Origin of the sequence: Holdemania massiliensis AP2 (genome assembly GCF_000327285.1) — a bacterium.
Taxonomy (GTDB): domain Bacteria; phylum Bacillota_I; class Bacilli_A; order Erysipelotrichales; family Erysipelotrichaceae; genus Holdemania; species Holdemania massiliensis.
In genome coordinates this window covers 241465-257538 of sequence record NZ_HE998568.1, presented here as the reverse complement: position 1 = coordinate 257538, position 16074 = coordinate 241465, and the positions used below count along the sequence as shown (strand labels likewise).

At 50.4% G+C, this 16074-nt stretch carries 16 protein-coding genes; 15 read left to right on the top strand and 1 reads right to left on the bottom strand.

Going from position 1 to position 16074, the window contains the following annotated elements; translation table 11 throughout:
• Positions 1 to 61: 61 nt before the first annotated feature.
• A complete protein-coding gene (locus BN162_RS09060; protein ID WP_020224772.1) occupies positions 62 to 508 on the bottom strand; it encodes a hypothetical protein in 447 nt (148 codons plus the stop codon).
• Positions 509 to 611: 103 nt separating this feature from the next.
• On the opposite strand from BN162_RS09060, the gene BN162_RS09055 reads away from it, so the two are divergent.
• From BN162_RS09055 to eno, 15 genes are all read left to right on the top strand, one after another.
• Positions 612 to 1529 carry a transglutaminase domain-containing protein gene (locus tag BN162_RS09055; protein WP_020224771.1) on the top strand — a complete coding sequence of 306 codons (918 nt, stop codon included), beginning with the start codon at positions 612 to 614 and terminating at the stop codon, positions 1527 to 1529.
• Positions 1530 to 1616: 87 nt separating this feature from the next.
• Positions 1617 to 2732, top strand: coding sequence for an N-acetylglucosamine-6-phosphate deacetylase (nagA, locus tag BN162_RS09050; protein WP_020224770.1), 1116 nt, complete (start codon positions 1617 to 1619; stop codon positions 2730 to 2732).
• A 179-nt stretch (positions 2733 to 2911) separates the two neighbouring features.
• Positions 2912 to 4135: an MFS transporter gene (locus tag BN162_RS09045; RefSeq protein WP_020224769.1), complete on the top strand. Its 1224-nt coding sequence runs from the start codon at positions 2912 to 2914 to the stop codon at positions 4133 to 4135.
• 21 nt (positions 4136 to 4156) lie between these two features.
• The gene (locus BN162_RS09040; protein ID WP_020224768.1) at positions 4157 to 5389 is read left to right on the top strand and encodes an MFS transporter; all 1233 of its coding nucleotides are present in this window, start codon (positions 4157 to 4159) and stop codon (positions 5387 to 5389) included.
• 62 nt (positions 5390 to 5451) lie between these two features.
• A complete protein-coding gene (locus BN162_RS09035) occupies positions 5452 to 6117 on the top strand; it encodes a uracil-DNA glycosylase (RefSeq protein ID WP_020224767.1) in 666 nt (221 codons plus the stop codon).
• A 1-nt stretch (position 6118) separates the two neighbouring features.
• Complete coding sequence (locus tag BN162_RS09030) at positions 6119 to 7345, top strand: bifunctional folylpolyglutamate synthase/dihydrofolate synthase (protein ID WP_020224766.1); 1227 nt, start codon at positions 6119 to 6121, stop codon at positions 7343 to 7345.
• Positions 7324 to 7806, top strand: coding sequence for a hypothetical protein (locus tag BN162_RS09025; protein WP_020224765.1), 483 nt, complete (start codon positions 7324 to 7326; stop codon positions 7804 to 7806). The genes BN162_RS09030 and BN162_RS09025 overlap by 22 nt, the downstream gene beginning before the upstream one ends.
• Before the next feature lie 129 nt (positions 7807 to 7935).
• Entirely contained in the window at positions 7936 to 8142 is a 207-nt protein-coding gene (locus BN162_RS09020; protein WP_020224764.1) for a hypothetical protein, read from the top strand.
• 408 nt (positions 8143 to 8550) lie between these two features.
• Complete coding sequence (locus tag BN162_RS09015; protein ID WP_020224763.1) at positions 8551 to 9684, top strand: glucose-1-phosphate adenylyltransferase; 1134 nt, start codon at positions 8551 to 8553, stop codon at positions 9682 to 9684.
• Positions 9685 to 9697: 13 nt separating this feature from the next.
• Positions 9698 to 10813: a glucose-1-phosphate adenylyltransferase subunit GlgD gene (gene glgD, locus BN162_RS09010; protein WP_020224762.1), complete on the top strand. Its 1116-nt coding sequence runs from the start codon at positions 9698 to 9700 to the stop codon at positions 10811 to 10813.
• Positions 10814 to 10825: 12 nt separating this feature from the next.
• Complete coding sequence (glgA, locus tag BN162_RS09005; protein ID WP_020224761.1) at positions 10826 to 12259, top strand: glycogen synthase GlgA; 1434 nt, start codon at positions 10826 to 10828, stop codon at positions 12257 to 12259.
• A gap of 224 nt (positions 12260 to 12483) precedes the next feature.
• Positions 12484 to 13680: a phosphoglycerate kinase gene (locus tag BN162_RS09000; protein WP_020224760.1), complete on the top strand. Its 1197-nt coding sequence runs from the start codon at positions 12484 to 12486 to the stop codon at positions 13678 to 13680.
• A 4-nt stretch (positions 13681 to 13684) separates the two neighbouring features.
• Entirely contained in the window at positions 13685 to 14428 is a 744-nt protein-coding gene (gene tpiA / locus BN162_RS08995; RefSeq protein ID WP_020224759.1) for a triose-phosphate isomerase, read from the top strand.
• 62 nt (positions 14429 to 14490) lie between these two features.
• Positions 14491 to 14679: a LiaF transmembrane domain-containing protein gene (locus BN162_RS08990; protein WP_020224758.1), complete on the top strand. Its 189-nt coding sequence runs from the start codon at positions 14491 to 14493 to the stop codon at positions 14677 to 14679.
• Positions 14680 to 14759: 80 nt separating this feature from the next.
• A complete protein-coding gene (gene eno / locus BN162_RS08985) occupies positions 14760 to 16058 on the top strand; it encodes a phosphopyruvate hydratase (RefSeq protein ID WP_020224757.1) in 1299 nt (432 codons plus the stop codon).
• Positions 16059 to 16074: the final 16 nt, after the last annotated feature.

The window sequence follows — 16074 nt, the reverse complement described above, 5'->3', positions numbered from 1 at the left end:
CAATCGGTTTGCTTTTTTTGTAGGAAGTCCAATTCCCTTTTAGGCTGGGTAACGCCAGAGTTTACTGCAGCATTGCGGCATGAACTTTTCCTTCATGCGAATAGATCCGCAGACAGCCGTCGCCCTCATCGCTTTTCATGAAGCAGTCGGCGATGATATCGGTATCGGCGTCTGGACGGCTTTCGATTACCGCTTCCATTAACGCCTGCAGCGACGGCTTATCGGTGGTTACGCGGTATTCCGCCATTAAGATAAACGTCGGCTTCGCGGCCTGGGCACCGTCAAAGTCGTAATGGATCGTGTTCAGACAATCCTCAAAGCTGTTAAGGGCCAGCTGGCGATACGGCGGATTCATCATGTGCCGCAGGAAATCATAAGCTTTTTCCCGGTTCGGCGCCACGACGCACAGCCGCATGAATCCGGTTACGGTTTCCGGACATTGCATAAAATCATCCTCCATCGGACGATAATCCATCATTTCTTTTAACGACATGGTTCTTTGAAGCATAGATGCGCCTCCTTTGCGTTCTCATTATACAAAAAAAGAAAGGGAAACGAAAGAAAGAAATCCGCCGAACGTGGTATACTGATAAAAGAAAGGGGACAGGGTTATGAAAAAACGATTCGCAATTTTGTTAGTTTTGAGCTTAGGGCTGTCAGCCTGTTCCCAAACTTCGCTGAAGCTGCCTGATCTGCTAGGCGGCAAACGGGAGATCGTGACGTTCAGCGAGTCGCTGTACCGGCCGCAGCAGGAATTCGAGAAGATCAGCTGCGATGTCAGCGAGGGCTGTTATGTTGTGAGCAGTGAAATGGAAGCCGGACTGCTGATCGGCAATCTGGTTCGTTCGGGTCAGCGCAAAGCGGCGATGATCGCCGATGAGGATCTGGATCTCGATAAAATCTTCATCTATGCCCTGGCGCTTGCACCTTCCACCTTTGAAGCTCAGTATAGTCAGCGCCGGATGATGAACGGCACGCGAAGAACAGAGTTTACGATCACGATGGAAGATGAGCAGCAGCTGCAGCGCAGCCGGGTTCAGGCACAGCGGCTGGTCACAGAACTCATCAATCCGAATCAGGATCAGCGGGAGGTCATTCAGACGCTGCATGACTGGCTGGTGCTGCACACCCAATATGATACAGAGGCGGCGAAGCTGAGTGAGGCGGAACGAAAACAAAGTCTGGCTTTTCGGGCCTCCGGCGTGTTTGAAAGAGGCAAGGCGACGTGTTCCGGCTACATGGAAGCGATGGATCTGCTTCTGGAAGCGGCCGGGATCGGTTCGATCAAGGTTTTCAGCAACACGATGGATCACGCCTGGAATCTGGTCAGTCTGGATGGCGAAATGCGCTACCTTGACGCCACCTTTGACGACCCGGTGCCGGATCAGCCCGGACGGGTGATGTACGATTTCTTTCTGATCGACGCCCCGACGCTGCAGTTGCGGGAGAAATATGAATTTGACCCAGCGACGACGACGACGATATCCCAGGCGGAATATGAAGCTTACTTCCAATACTGCTTTTCATGAAGCCACGCTGCGGCGTGGTTTTTCTTTGGGCTGGACAACCGGCGGTGCCGTGCTATACTGAGCTTAAGGAAATCAAGGAGGCATAACATGATCATTCAAAGCACGCATGTCTGGATCGACGGTACGTTTGTGCCGCAGCAGTTGGAAATCGAAGACGGAAGGATTCAGGCGCTGCTGCCGTATGGTGAAAAATCAGCGGATTACGATGCCGCGGATCACTGGATTCTGCCGGGATTTATCGACATTCATACCCATGGCTGGAACCGTTGTGAAGCAGGAGCTCCAACGCTGGAAGCGATGCAGCGCTGGCAGAAGCACATGCCGAAGGAAGGGGTAACTTCGTTTCTGGCGACGACGGCGACGCAAAGTGTTCAGAAAAACGAACAGGCGCTGCCGATTTTAAAGCAGGCCATCGAAACCGAGGCAGAAGGAGCGGAAATCCTAGGCATCAATATGGAAGGCAACTTCATCTCGCATCAGTTTCACGGCGCTCAGGATCTGTATACGATCGTCAAACCTGATCCGGAAGTTCTGCTTCACTATCAGGATTTAGCCGGCGGACATATTCTGACGGTGACCTGCGCCGTCGAATTTGACGAGGACTATGCGTTCGTCAAGACCGCAGCGGAACATCAGATCCGTGTTTCCTGCGGACACAGCGGCGCCAGCTTTGATCAGGTCAAGGAAGCTGTGCACTGGGGAGCCACCGGGATTACTCACTGCGGCAACGGCATGCGTCCGTTCCATCACCGCAATCCGGGGATTTTCGGAGCGGCGCTGAATCTGGATGAGCTGTATGCTGAGGTGATTGGCGACGGCATCCATGTGCATTTTGAAACCGCGCATCTGATCGGGACGATGAAGGGAGAAGACAAGCTGATTCTTGTCACGGATTCGGCCGAATGCAAGGATGATCCGGATTATGCCGAGTTTGGGAAAGAAGGAGCCTTCCGGCTGCCGGACGGAACCTTGTTTGGTTCTGCGCTGTATGTCAATCAGGGCATCGACAACCTGCACCGCAAGGCCCGGCTGCCGCTAAAGACGGCGATTAACGCCGCTACGATCAACCCGGCCCGCTACTTGGGCGTGGAGGCGCGCAAAGGTTCCATCGCCGTTGGCAAGGACGCGGATCTGGTCGTCTGCGACGAGCATCTTCAGCTGAAACACGTCTATTGCCGCGGCGTCAGTCAGCCCCTGGAATAATTCAGTAAAATCCTCATTATAGTGTTCTGGACAACCAGTGAAAGAAGCGTTTTTCCAAGAAGGAAAAAAGTTCGCTTTCGCTGGTTGTTTTATTCAACATTTTGTTTGACATTATGGTTGGTTGTGCTATGATACTCAAGACCAAAAAAGGAAATGATGTTTCCAGGGGGATTGTTGTTATGAAAGCTCTGAGCGGAAATGAACGTCTGCTGATCCTGATCAACTGTTTTTACAACCTCGCCAACGCGATGTCGGCCGTCTTTATGAATGTGTACCTGTATGCTTATACCGGATCGCTGGTTGTGATGTCGATCTATACGATCGTACGCATCGGCCTGTATCCGTTTTTCTTTACGATCGGCGGCAAGTGGGCGCAGAAGCATCGCTTCTCGCAGACGCTGACCGTCGGTCTGATCTTCATCATGTTTTCGCTGTTGTTTGTGCTGGGCGCCAGCGATGGATTTGAGCAAATTCCGCAGCTGGTCTACGTCGTCGCCGCGCTGGTCGGGATCGGCGAAGGTCTGTACTGGCTGAGCATCAACAGCCTCAACCAGATCGTTTCCACGGCTGAAACGCGATCGCTGTTTATCTCGGATATCGGGATCTTTAACAACCTGTCGGCGATCATCGCTCCGCTGATCTCGACCTTTATTATTGAACTGGCGGGCAGCGATACCGCCGGCTACGTTGAAATCTTTAAAATTGTTCTGGTGATTTACGGTCTGATTGCACTGCTTTCCACCCGCATCAGCGCCCGCAGTGCCAACCGCGGTTTCTCCGTGTTAAAACGCATGAAGCTGGATGATCCGCAGTGGCGCTACTGCATGATCTCCACCTTTCTTTACGGCATGCGCGATTCGCTGATCTTAACGCTGGCGGGGTTGCTGGTCTACAATGCGACCAACGGCAGCGGCAGTGCCTATGGCAAACTGCTGGCGGTTTTCGCGGTGCTGACGATTCTGGCTTATGCCTGGGTGTCGCGGACGATGCGCCGGCGCAACCGGATGCGGTACTATCAGATCGGCGCGGTGCTGATCGCTTCCAGTACGATTGTGCTGGTTCTGTGGCCAACCTTGGCCGGGGCGGTCTATTATGGTGTTGTCAATGCGATTGCTACGCCGATGTATGCCAATCCGTATCAGATCATCATGATGAATGCGATTCAGGATTATGCGGAAACTGAAAATATCGTAGGACGCGTGATCGCCAAGGAATCATATCTGTCGATCGGCCGCTGTTTGGGTATGGTCATGATTGTTTTGTGTTCTTGGATCCTGCCTGAATCCTTGTATCTGCCGGCTGCGGTTGTGCTGTGTTCGCTGTTTCCGGTGATTCTGGTCGTGTACGCCACGTTCTATCACAAACAGCGGGATCATCAGAAGCAGCTGGGGATTGTGCGTTAGGTGAAAGGCTGGAGTCTACAGATGAAAAGCATGCAGAAATTGACGCGTGATGAAATGACGACGATGGTCATCGCCAGTCTATATAATCTGGCCAACGCCATGTCGGCTGTGTTCATGAACGTTTATTTATATGCCTACACCGGTTCGCTGGTGGTGATGTCGGTCTACACGATGGTGCGGATCGGATTGTTTCCCTTTTTCTTTACGCTGGGCGGCAAGTGGGCGCAGAAGCACAGCTTTGCCGGGCCTTTGTCGGTCGGCTTGGTTTTTATCATGTTCAGCCTGCTGTTTGTGCTGGCGGCGCAGGATCGGTTTGTTGTAGCGCCTCAGCTTGTCTATGTTGTGGCAGCGCTAACGGGGGTCGGGGAAGGTTTGTTCTGGCTCAGTCTGAACAGTCTGAATCAAATCGTTTCCTCGCCTCAGTCCCGCTCACGTTTTCTGGCCGGTGTAGGGATCTGCAACAACATTTCCGCGATTGCCGCACCGTTGGTTTCCACGCTGATCATCGACACGGCGGTTTCGGATACGGCGGGGTATGTGGAAATCTTCAAGCTTGTTCTGGTGATTTATGCGCTGATCGCGCTGGTTTCCCTGCGCGTCAAAGCCCGCAGTGCTCCGCAGCCGTTTTCGGTGCTGAAACGGATGAAGCTGGATGATCCGCAGTGGCGCTACTGCATGATCACAACTTTTTTCTACGGGATGCACAATTCCCTGTCCTTAACGTTGGCGGGATTGCTGGTTTATAACGCGACCAACGGCAGCGGCAGTGCCTACGGCAGGCTGCTGGCTCTGTTTGCCGTGATCTCCATCCTGGCATTCGCATTTGTATCGCGGACCATGCGGCGGAATAACCGCATGCGGTTCTATCAGATTGGGGCGGTGCTGATCGCCTCCAGTGCGGTTGTGCTGGTGCTCTGTCCAACACTGGGCGGCGCCGTTTACTACGGCGTGGTCAACGCTCTGTCAACGCCGATGTATGCCAACCCTTATCAGATTATCGTGATGAATGCGATTGCGGATTATGCAAGTCAGGAAAACATTGTCGGCCGGGTGATCGTGCGGGAAACCTACCAGTCGATCGGCCGGTGTCTGGGGATGGCGATGATCGTCCTGTGTTCGTGGGTCTTTCCTTCCTCACTGTATCTGCCCATCGCCGTGATCTTCTGTTCCGGCTTTCCCATCGCCATGGCTGTTTACGCGACAATCTATCATCGCCGCCGCGATCAGCTGAAAGCGCAGGGATTGGTGAAATAACTCGATCAGTGATATAATGAAACCGGAAAATCCGGTTTTTTTACATTATAAGGAGGAGCAGCATGTTTCAGAATGAATGGACGCCTTTTCTCAAAGAAGAATTTCAGAAGCCTTATTTTCAGCAGTTATCCGCATTTTTGCGTCAGCAGTATGCCACAACGAACGTCTATCCGCCGCGGCTTCAGGTTTTTTCGGCCTTTGAATTTACCAATTATTCCGATGTCAAGGTTGTGATCCTGGGACAAGATCCGTATCATCAGCCCAATCAGGCGCATGGCATGTGCTTTTCCGTGCGCAAGGGAGTCAAAGTCCCGCCCAGCTTAGTCAACATTTATAAGGAGCTGCATGACGATCTGGGCTGTACGATTCCGCATCATGGATATCTGATGAAATGGGCTCAGCAGGGGGTGTTTCTGATGAACACCGTTCTGACAGTCGAAGATTCCAAACCGCTGTCGCACCGCGGCAAGGGCTGGGAAGAATTTACGGATGAAGTCATGCGTAGACTGAACGAGCATCCGGATCCGCTGGTTTTCATTCTGTGGGGACGCAATGCTCAGGATAAGGGGCGCGTGATTACTAATCCGAAGCATCTGATCCTCAAATCGCCGCATCCTTCCCCGCTTTCAGCCAGCTACGGCTTTTTCGGCACGCATCCGTTTTCCAAGGCCAATCAGTTTCTGATCGATCATGGCCGCACGCCGATTGACTGGCAGATTGAGGATTAACATGACAACGATCCAGGAAGCCGTAGAGTGGATCACAGCCCGGCATAATTTTCATCATGGCTTCGATCATTTTCAGCGGTTCATGGCGTCGCAGGGCGATCCCCAGGATCAATTCCGTTCGATTCACGTTGCCGGCACCAACGGCAAGGGCAGTACGGTCAGCTATCTGGCCAGCTGTTTAAGCGCCGCCGGCTATACCGTCGGGACGTTTACCTCGCCGCATTTAACGGCCCATCAGGACCGCATTCGGATTCAGGATCAGTGGATTAATGATGAAACCTTCGTCCGCTACACGGATACCTATCGGGAATTAATTGAACAATGGGATCTGGCGATGTTTGAAATTGATTTCTTTTTTGCGTGTCTGTGGTTTATCGAACGAAAAGTCGATATCGCTGTGATTGAAGTCGGATTAGGCGGCCTGTGGGATTCGACCAATACCCTGCATCATCCGCTGTGCAGTGTGATCGTATCGATCGGTTTGGATCATATGGATCGCTTAGGCGACAGCGAGGAAGCCATCGCCCTGCAGAAAGCGGGGATTGTGAAGTCCGGAGGGGTTGTGATCAGCGGTGTAAAACAGCCGGAATGTCAATCGGTAATCGAAAACGTGTGTAGGGAAAAGCAGGCCCGGCTGATCCCGGTTTCCCCCGTCAAAGTTCTTCCCGGATATCCGGTTCAATTCATTTGGGAGGGGAAATCGTATACTTTAAATACGGCCGCCCGTTATCAGGCCGAAAATGCCGCAGTAGCACTCACCTGTTTGAATGAAGGCCGGCAACGGGGATGGTTTGAGATCAGCGAGGAAGCGCTTGTTCAGGGGTTGAAGCAGGCGGTCTGGGCAGGCCGGTTTGAAATCATGGGACATCGTCCGTTAGTGATCATCGACGGGGCCCACAATGTTCCCGGGATTGAAGCGCTGTGTGCTTCGGTAAAAGAGCTGCCGCATCCCCAGATCATTGTGTTTACTGCTTTAAAGGATAAGGAAACAACAGGCATGGCAGAACGATTGAAACAGTGCTGCGACCAACTGATCATCACGCAGTTTGATTATTTTCGGGCCCAGACGGGCAAGGCCCTGACAATTGAGGGCAGCGAGCTGATCGAAGACTGGAAAACGGCGATCCTGAGCGCGAAGCAGCGGGCTCAGCCGGAGGGGACGGTGGTGATCACCGGTTCACTGTATTTCATTTCGGAGGTTCGGGCATGGCTGAATTCAGGAAGCTAAAGAGGGATCGATGGACGTTGTGGCGTTGGCGGTTTCTGTTTTGGCTGGAAATTGCACTGTTGATCATCGCTTTGATTGTGTTGTTTGCGGTGGAACTTCGCATCTTCCCCATCTATCATCGCCGGAGCTTGTTTGGAGGAATTTTGCTTTGGTTAGGCTGCAGCACGTTGATTGTTCCGACGCTGCAGCGCTATCGTGAAACTTATCATCGGATCGGTTTTGAGATGGAACTGAAACGTAAGCTGGATCAGGTGGAAGCTGTCGATCCGACAGGACTGGATATTGACTGGAACCGCCAGCTTGGCTTGGATCCGGCATGGATGCGCTGCGAATGGGATTGGGCCTACCAAGGAAAAGTGCAGTCTGTCCCAGTTCAGATCGGCCGGTTCAGTCTGTCTAAAGAAGGCGTAAAAAAACCGATCGTAAAAAACGGATTGTGGATTCAGCTGAAAGGAAGCTAGGATTTCGACAGCGGCTGGCAGCATATCCGGCAGGATAAGATATGGAACTGCGGAAGCTCATTCCCCGATTTCGCCGCCTGCCATAAGGACGCGGAAGCTCAGGCGGTCAGTCCGCAGCTGCGGCAGATTTTGACAGCCTGCGGTTTTGCTTGGGATGAGCTGTTAGTTCGGATTCAACACGATCGGATCCTCTTGGCCGTGCGTGAAAGCAAACTGACGATGCCGGCTTTAATCGGCCGCTTGGATGGGATCAGCGATGCGGAAGGAAAGCGCTGCTCCAAGCTCATTCGAGAAGCCGTGAAAATGCCGGAAATCGCGGAGAAAACACAAAAATAACGGAATCTTCACCGTTATTTTATTTTTGTAATAATCTTAAAATGGAAACGGTTACGGAAAAGGTAATAATTTTAGTTGCAAATAAAAGGATTTGGCGGGAATGTGATTTATCCGCTAATATGTGAAAAAAATCGAAATATCAAAAGTGAAATTGAAACCGGTTACTTTTTTAATAAAATTGAGAAAATGTCGAGAATCATCATAATTTTCCGCGAAATTGGTTTAAAAAATTGGAGAAATTCATTCAAACCTGGATTTTTCCAACAGTTTCGTAAATAATTTTGATTATCAACTGAAAATGTACGTTTTTCAATTTTGGTGAACTGAAAAAATATGATTTTTAATCTTTGAAAAACAGACAGGAACACGCTATAATAAAATCATAAAGAAACTATGGGGGCTAAAAATATGAAACAAAATAATATGGTTGCCATGATTTTAGCAGGAGGACGCGGCAGTCGTCTTCTTGATCTTACCAAAAAAGTCGCTAAACCGGCAGTCTACTTCGGCGGAAAGTATCGTATTATCGACTTTCCTTTAAGCAATTGTGCCAACTCGGGAATTTCCGTAGTCGGCGTTTTGACGCAGTATGAATCCGTACTGCTGAACTCGTATGTGGCACGGGATCACCACTGGGGATTGGATGCGCGCGACAGCGGCGTCTTCGTTCTGCCGCCGCGGGAAAAAGATAAGACCGGATTAGGTCTGTATCGCGGCACGGCGGATGCAATCACACAGAACATCGATTTCCTGGATCAGATGGAAGCGGAATATGTGCTGATTCTTTCCGGTGATCATATTTACAAAATGGATTATGCGAAAATGCTGGCTCATCACAAAGCCAACAATGCAGATGCGACGATCGCGGTTCTGGCGGTTCCGTTAAAGGAAGCCAGCCGGTTTGGCATTATGAACACGGATGAAACCGATCGGATTATCGAATTCGAGGAAAAACCGGCGAAGCCGAAGAGCAATCTGGCTTCGATGGGAATCTATATTTTCAACTACAAGACGCTGCGCAAATATCTGACGGCCGATGAAAAAGATCCGAATTCCGAACATGATTTCGGCAAGGATATCATTCCGGCCTTCCTGCGTGACAATAAGATTCTGACGGCTTACCGCTTTAAAGGCTATTGGAAAGATGTCGGAACGATCGACAGCCTGTGGGAAGCGAACATGGATCTTCTCAATCCGGACAACGAGCTGGATCTGGGTGATTCGCAATGGAAGATTTATACCGAGGATGTACCGACGCCGCCGCAGTTTATCGGCGAAGAAGCCGAGGTGGACAACTGTTATATCAACCAGGGATGCATCGTTAACGGCAGTGTGAAGAACTCCGTACTGTTTACCAACGTGGAAGTCGGCAGCGGAGCTCAGGTCCTGGATTCTGTGATCATGCCGAATGCGGTGATCGGTGAGGGCGCCAAGGTAACCCGCTGCATCGTTGCGGACAATGTTGAAATCAGTCCGGGCGCCGTTGTCGGTCATAAGGACAGCGAGCATATTGAACTGATCGCAAAAAAGAGAGTGAAATAAGGGGGACGGAAGTATGTGTGACGCATTAGGAATTATTAACTTTGAAGACGCCTGTGTCGACATCACAGGTCTGATGGATTACCGCCCGGCTTCTGCGATCTCTTTTCTGGGTCGTTACCGCTTGATTGACTTCATGCTTTCCAATATGACCAATTCCGGGATTTCCCAGATTGAGGTGTTTATTAAAGACAAGCCGCGTTCCCTGATCGAACATCTGGGCAACGGCCGGCAGTACAACATCAACTCCAAGCGCGGACGCCTGAGTATTTTGTATGGTGAAAACCGGATCATGTCGGAGGTTTACAATCACGATATTGCCAACTTCATGGACAACATTCAGTACATTGAAGAGGTCAACAAGCCTTACGTCATCATCGCACCGAGCTATATGATCTATCAGATCGACTTCAATGAAGTTCTGAAATATCATGCCGAAAAGAATTCAGACGTAACCGTGATTTACAAATCGACGGATAATGCCAAGGAAGAATTTATCGGCTGCGATACGCTGTCGATGGATAAGGACAAGCGGATTGTCGCCTTTGAAAAGAACCGCGGCAAATATAAAACCCGCAATGTTTCGCTGGAAGCTTATGTTATGACGAAAAAGCTGTTTTTGGAACTGGTCCGCAAAGCCGCCAACACCAGCTCGCTGTATTGGTTCAAAGATATTTTGGCGGACAGCTGTGAAGATCTGCGGATCAACGGCTATGCGTTTAAGGGCATGGTTTACTGTGTCAACAGTCTGCGCAGCTATTTCAAGGCGAACATTGAACTGCGCACACATGCCAAGGCGCGGGAGCTGTTTAAAGAAGACTGGCCGATTCACACCCGGACCAACGATTCTGCGCCGTCGCAGTATATGCCGGAAGCGAAAATCCGCGGCTGTTCGATTGCCAACGGCTGTCATATTGAAGGCCATGTGGAAAACTGCGTTATCGGACGAAATGTCATTATCAAACGCGGCGCTGTCGTGAAAAACAGTGTGATTCTGCCGGGGGCGTATATCGGTGAGGGCGCGAAGCTGGATCATGTTATCGTCGATAAGGCGGCGATTGTCAACCATGTTAAAAAGCTGGTCGGGACCGATGATTCCCCGATCTATGTGAAACGCAGAGATCGGATTTAAAGGAGGGGTCTTATGAAATCAGTATTGTTTGTCGCAGCGGAAGGTTTGCCGTATATCAAAACCGGCGGACTGGCAGACGTTATCGGCTCGCTGCCGAAAATCTTGAATGAAAAAGGCATGGATGCCCGAGTTGTTTTGCCGCTGTATAAACGAATTGCTGAAAAATACCGCGGTGAGTTCACCAAGCTGAAAACAATCCCGATTCATGTCGGTGTAATCGACACGGTCGCGACCATTTATCAGTCGCAGTGGGAAAATGTCACCTATTATTTTATCGAACATGCCGGCTATTTTGAAAGAGATGGACTTTACGGCTATCCGGATGACGGCGAACGATTCGCATTCTATCAAAAAGCGGTGCTGGAAATGCTTTGGGCACTGGATTTCTTCCCGGATATCATGCATTGCCATGATTGGCACACCGGGATGATTGCGGCGATGTGCCACATTCAGTATCCAGATGATCAGCGCTATCAGCAGATCAAGCACATGTATACGATTCATAACCTGGCTTTCCAGGGGAATTTCCCAGCCGATGTGCTGACGGACTGCCTGGGCATTGACCGCCGTTATTTTGACGATGGTTCAATGCGCTTCCATAACGGCATCAGCTTCATGAAAACCGGAATTATTTTCTCGGATAAGATTACGACCGTATCGCCTTCTTATTCTCAGGAAATTCTGACCGCACAGTATGGCGAACAGATGGATGAAGTGCTGCGGTTCAGACAGAGCGATCTGTATGGTATTGTCAACGGAATTGATACCCAGATGTGGGATCCGATGCAGGATCCGGCTTTACCGGCGCATTACAATGCGGAATCCGTGCTGGAAGGCAAGCGCGCCAACAAAGCTGCGGTTCAGAAAGAATTGGGGCTGCGGGTAGCGGACGATGTGATGATGATCGGGATTGTTTCCCGTCTGACCTGGCAGAAAGGCGTGTATCTGATCATTGAAAAGATGGCGGATATCATGGGCCTGGATATTCAGTTTGTTGTCTTGGGGACTGGGGAAACGCATATCGAAAATCAGTTTAAGATGATGGAAGACAAATACCGCCGCCGGGCTGTGTATTACTGCGGCTACAATGATGAACTGGCGCATCGGATTTATGCCGGCAGCGACCTGTTCTTAATGCCGTCTTTATTTGAACCGTGCGGTATCGGCCAGCTGATTGCCATGCATTACGGAGCGCTGCCGCTGGTGCGTGAAACAGGCGGTCTGCGGGATACGGTACACCCATACAACCAGTATACTAAGGAAGGCAACGGCTTCAGCTTTACCGCCTTCAACAGCCATGACATGCTTTACACGCTGCGCTGCGCCGCGGATATCTATTATCTCAATCGTGCGGATTGGGATCAGCTGGTTCAGCAGGCGATGGGAACGGATGTCAGCTGGAACCTGTCGGCGGATCAGTATACTCAACTCTATAACGAAATGTAAAAGAAGCGAAAAAAAGCTTCTTTTCTTTTTCTTGTTTTCAAGTTGAAATTCGGCTTGAAAACAAGAAAAAAAGACGCTCAGAGAGAGGGGAAAGCGACAATGGGGCAAGGTTGTCAAAAGAAAGCGCTATCACCTTGATAAGATGATCACAAGCGGCTTTTTCCTAGTTTACTTCACTTCTTTCGGGTGTTATAATTTGAAATGTAAAAGGAGGAATTCTTAACATGGCAAAACAAACTGTTCGTGACCTTGATGTTAAAGGAAAACGCGTCCTGGTTCGCGTCGACTTTAACGTACCTATCAAAGATGGAAAAATTACCAATGATAACCGTATCGTTTCCGCTCTGCCGACAATCAACTATCTGACAGAGCACGGTGCAAAGGTTATCCTGATGTCGCATCTGGGCAAGATCGATCATAAAGATCCTGAAAAGTGCGAAGCTGGTAAGAAAAAGAACAACATGGCTCCGGTAGCAGAACGGCTGCAGGAACTGGTTTCCGGCAAGGTAACCTTCGTTCCGGTAACCCGCGGCGAAGAACTGGAAAATGCCATTGCAGCGATGAACGAAGGCGACATCGTGCTGATGCAGAATACCCGTTATGAAAAGGGCGAATCCAAGAATGATCCGGATCTGGCAGCGTATTGGGCAGGCTTAGGTGATCTGTTCGTTTCCGATGCGTTCGGATCCGTTCACAGAGCGCATGCTTCAACCGTAGGCATTGCAACGCATCTGCCTAGCGCCTGCGGATTCCTGGTTCAGAAAGAAATTGAAAATCTGAGCGCGGCCATCGACAATCCGAAGCGTCCGTTAGTCGCTATCCTGGGCGGCGCGAAAGTTTCCGATAAGATCGCAGTCATTGAGAACCTGCTGAACATCGCGGACAAGGTCATTGTCGGCGGTGGTATGGCGTATACCTTCTTAAAGGCGCAGGGTAAGGAAATCGGTACATCTCTGTTGGAAGAAGACCGCATTGAAATGGCGAAGGAATTCTTGGCTAAGGGCGGCGATAAGCTGATTCTTCCAGTCGATTCTGTCGTTGCCAATGCGTTTGAAAACGCAACGGAAGTCAAAACGGTCAGCAATGATGAAATTCCGGCAGGCTTCATGGGTCTGGATATCGGTCCGAAGTCGGTTGAACTGTTCAAACAGGAACTGCAGGGTGCCAAGACGGTAGTCTGGAACGGCCCGATGGGCGTGTTTGAAAATCCAGCTTATGCTAACGGCACAATCGAAGTATGCAAGGCTATTTCTGAACTTCCGGAAGCAATGACGGTCATCGGCGGCGGCGATTCTGCGGCCGCAGCGATCCAGCTGGGCTTCAAGGATAAGTTCACGCACATTTCCACTGGCGGCGGCGCTTCCCTGGAATACATGGAAGGCAAAGAACTGCCGGGCATCGCAATCATTCAGGAGAAATAAATCAATGAGAAAACCAATTATTGTCGGAAACTGGAAAATGAATAAGACCTGCGCAGAAGCAGTCAGCTTCATCAATGAAATTGAACCGAAGCTGCACGACGGCGCAGATTACGGCATCGCAGCTCCGTTTACGGCGCTGAAAGACTGCGTTAACACCGCTAAGAATTTGCTGGTTGCCGCAGAAAACTGCCACTTTGAAGACAACGGTGCTTTCACCGGTGAAGTCAGCGTTCCAATGCTGGAAGAAATCGGCGTGAAATGGTGCATTATCGGTCATTCCGAACGTCGCCAAATGTTCAACGAAACCGATGAAACGGTCAACAAAAAGGCAAAACGGCTGCTGGAAGCAGGCATCACTCCAATTCTGTGCATCGGCGAAACCGAAGCTCAGTTTGATGCCGGCCAGACAGAAGAAGTCATCCGTGCTCAGCTCAAAGGCGGCCTGGATGGACTGTGCCCGAAATGCGTTGCCAAGATGGTTCTGGCTTATGAGCCGATCTGGGCAATCGGTACGGGCAAGAGCGCAACGAAGGAAATTGCGCAGAACTGCTGCCACATTGTCCGCGACCAGGTTCGCGTCATGTTCGGCGATGAAGCGGCCGACAGCGTTCGTGTTCAGTACGGCGGATCCGTCAAACCGAACAACATTAAGGAATACATGGCCATGGAAGATATCGACGGCGCTCTGATCGGCGGAGCTTCGCTGAAAACGGATTCCTTTGAAGAAATCATCAACGCTACAAAATAAGCGAAACTGACAAAATTCCCATCGATCCTCTGTCTATAATGAAGCCAAAAGGAGGCGTCGTTATGAAAAAGAGGATCGGCGGGATTCTGATTGTTTCCGGCGCCATCTTGTTGCTGAATCCGACTCTGGACGTCCAACAGCTGATGGCCGGCGTGGAAACGATGCTGGTCAGCTACTGGCCGGTACTGCTGATTGTTCTGGGCCTGGCGCTGCAGAATGACAGCCGAAAAACAAAGAAAACACACCGTTAGCATTTGACTTTTTCCTAAGGTATTAAAATAGTTGGGAAAAAGGAAAATAGAAGCAGGTAATCACAAGGAGGAAATTGAAGATGCCTAGTATTATTGATGTTTACGCACGCGAAGTCCTGGACTCCCGCGGCAATCCAACTGTCGAAGTCGAAGTGACAACTGAATCCGGCGCGTTTGGCCGCGCAATCGTTCCATCCGGCGCATCCACGGGTGAAAGAGAAGCTCTGGAACTGCGTGATGGTGATAAGAGCCGTTTCATGGGCAAGGGCGTTACCAAGGCGGTTGCCAACGTTAACGATATCATTGCCGATGCTGTTTTAGGCATGGATGTTACTGATCAGAATGCGATTGACAAAGTGATGATCGAACTGGACGGCACAAATGACAAGTCGAAGCTGGGCGCGAATGCGATCCTGGGTGTTTCAATGGCTTGCGCCCGTGCTGCTGCGGATTACTATGATATGCCGCTGTATAAATATTTCGGCGGATTCAACGGCAAGACGCTGCCAGTTCCGATGATGAACGTCTTAAACGGCGGAAGCCATGCGGATTCCACTGTCGATTTCCAGGAATTCATGATTATGCCGGTTGGCGCTTCTTCTGTCAAGGAAGCAGTCAGAATGGGTGCAGAAACATTCCACAACCTGCGTAAAGTATTAAAGGGCAAGGGCTACAACACCAACGTTGGTGATGAAGGCGGATTCGCTCCTTCCTGCGTAGAAGGCAATGAAGAACCGCTGAAGCTGATCGTTGAAGCCATCACAGCAGCTGGCTATGTTCCGGGCAAGGATATCTGCATCGCTATGGACGTTGCGGCTTCTGAATTCTACAACACAGAAACAGGCAACTACGATCTGGAAAAATCCGGACAGGGCACAAAGACAACGGATGAAATGATCGCGATGTATGAAGAATGGGTAGAAAAATATCCGATCGTTTCCATTGAAGACGGCTTAGGCGAAAGAGACTGGGACGGCTGGAAGAAACTGACAGACAAGCTTGGCAGCAAGATTCAGCTGGTCGGCGACGATCTGTTTGTCACCAACCCGGCAATCCTGAAGGAAGGCATTGAAAAGGGCATCGCGAACTCGATCCTGATCAAAGTCAACCAGATTGGTTCCTTAACTGAAACCTTCGACGCGATCGAAATGGCGAAGAAGGCAGGCTATACCTGTGTTGTTTCTCACCGCTCCGGTGAAACAGAAGATACAACGATTGCGGATATCGCTGTCGGCCTGAATGCAGGTCAGATCAAGACAGGTTCGATGAGCCGTACAGACCGGATTGCGAAGTACAATCAGTTAATCCGTATTGAAGATGAACTGGGCCCAATCGCTGAGTACCAGGGCATGGACTGCTTCTACAACGTTAAGAAGTAAGTTTTAAACACAAACC

Bases quoted from the DNA above. Each gene is read 5' to 3' on its own strand.
- BN162_RS09060 (WP_020224772.1), bottom strand. From the start codon at position 508: ATGCTTCAAAGAACCATGTCGTTAAAAGAAATGATGGATTATCGTCCG.
- BN162_RS09055 (WP_020224771.1), top strand. From the start codon at position 612: ATGAAAAAACGATTCGCAATTTTGTTAGTTTTGAGCTTAGGGCTGTCA.
- nagA (WP_020224770.1), top strand. From the start codon at position 1,617: ATGATCATTCAAAGCACGCATGTCTGGATCGACGGTACGTTTGTGCCG.
- BN162_RS09045 (WP_020224769.1), top strand. From the start codon at position 2,912: ATGAAAGCTCTGAGCGGAAATGAACGTCTGCTGATCCTGATCAACTGT.
- BN162_RS09040 (WP_020224768.1), top strand. From the start codon at position 4,157: ATGAAAAGCATGCAGAAATTGACGCGTGATGAAATGACGACGATGGTC.
- BN162_RS09035 (WP_020224767.1), top strand. From the start codon at position 5,452: ATGTTTCAGAATGAATGGACGCCTTTTCTCAAAGAAGAATTTCAGAAG.
- BN162_RS09030 (WP_020224766.1), top strand. From the start codon at position 6,119: ATGACAACGATCCAGGAAGCCGTAGAGTGGATCACAGCCCGGCATAAT.
- BN162_RS09025 (WP_020224765.1), top strand. From the start codon at position 7,324: ATGGCTGAATTCAGGAAGCTAAAGAGGGATCGATGGACGTTGTGGCGT.
- BN162_RS09015 (WP_020224763.1), top strand. From the start codon at position 8,551: ATGAAACAAAATAATATGGTTGCCATGATTTTAGCAGGAGGACGCGGC.
- glgD (WP_020224762.1), top strand. From the start codon at position 9,698: ATGTGTGACGCATTAGGAATTATTAACTTTGAAGACGCCTGTGTCGAC.
- glgA (WP_020224761.1), top strand. From the start codon at position 10,826: ATGAAATCAGTATTGTTTGTCGCAGCGGAAGGTTTGCCGTATATCAAA.
- BN162_RS09000 (WP_020224760.1), top strand. From the start codon at position 12,484: ATGGCAAAACAAACTGTTCGTGACCTTGATGTTAAAGGAAAACGCGTC.
- tpiA (WP_020224759.1), top strand. From the start codon at position 13,685: ATGAGAAAACCAATTATTGTCGGAAACTGGAAAATGAATAAGACCTGC.
- BN162_RS08990 (WP_020224758.1), top strand. From the start codon at position 14,491: ATGAAAAAGAGGATCGGCGGGATTCTGATTGTTTCCGGCGCCATCTTG.
- eno (WP_020224757.1), top strand. From the start codon at position 14,760: ATGCCTAGTATTATTGATGTTTACGCACGCGAAGTCCTGGACTCCCGC.